The sequence below is a fragment of the Rothia sp. HMSC061E04 genome (assembly GCF_001813685.1).
Lineage (GTDB): Bacteria > Actinomycetota > Actinomycetes > Actinomycetales > Micrococcaceae > Rothia > Rothia mucilaginosa.
Genome location: NZ_KV813689.1, coordinates 1 through 563, shown reverse-complemented (window position 1 = coordinate 563; position 563 = coordinate 1). Strand labels below are relative to the sequence as shown.

The following is a 563-nucleotide window of genomic DNA, read 5'->3' as shown; positions in this document are numbered from 1 at the left end:
ATATCGGCCTTGCGTAGGCGCGGGTTCGGGTTATCCTTCTTACCCATGGTCGGGTCATTCTTGCAGCCCCAACGAGTGTCGTCATAGCTGCAGTCACCGGCTACGCGTCCAACATCAACCCACCACACACGAATCAGCAGCGGGTCACTGGTCGCCTGCGGGGTCACCATCATCATCTGCCACGGGCCGCCATCCACGCGGAAACGAGCCGTGTAGTGCACAGTCGCGTACGCGTGGAAGTTACCCGAACGCTGGTAGGCGTAGCTGGTATCCGTCTGCCTCGGACGCTCACGAGGGTAGGTGGTGACCGGTTTGCCTGCGGTGTAGTTGGTATCTGTGTCGCCGTTGCCGTACTCGATGACATAGGAGGAGGGCATGAGTTCAATTTCGACGTGTCCGGCGAGCATGTCTGCTTCGAGGCGGTAGGGGCCTCCGTCATCGACGTAGAAGTTGATCTGGTCGCCCTTGTAGACGTTGGGGTCGCCCTCCGCTCGGCCAGTGCCTGCGGGATTGTTATAGGACTGGTGCAGGGTCGGCTTGCCTGGCTCTAGCGACTCTGCAGC

Annotated in this window: 1 pseudogene; it reads right to left on the bottom strand. The window is 60.6% G+C overall.

Annotation, left to right across the window (positions count from 1 at the left end):
* Window positions 1-563 (bottom strand): annotated as a pseudogene (locus HMPREF2927_RS00560) (peptide ABC transporter ATPase); the annotation flags it as partial.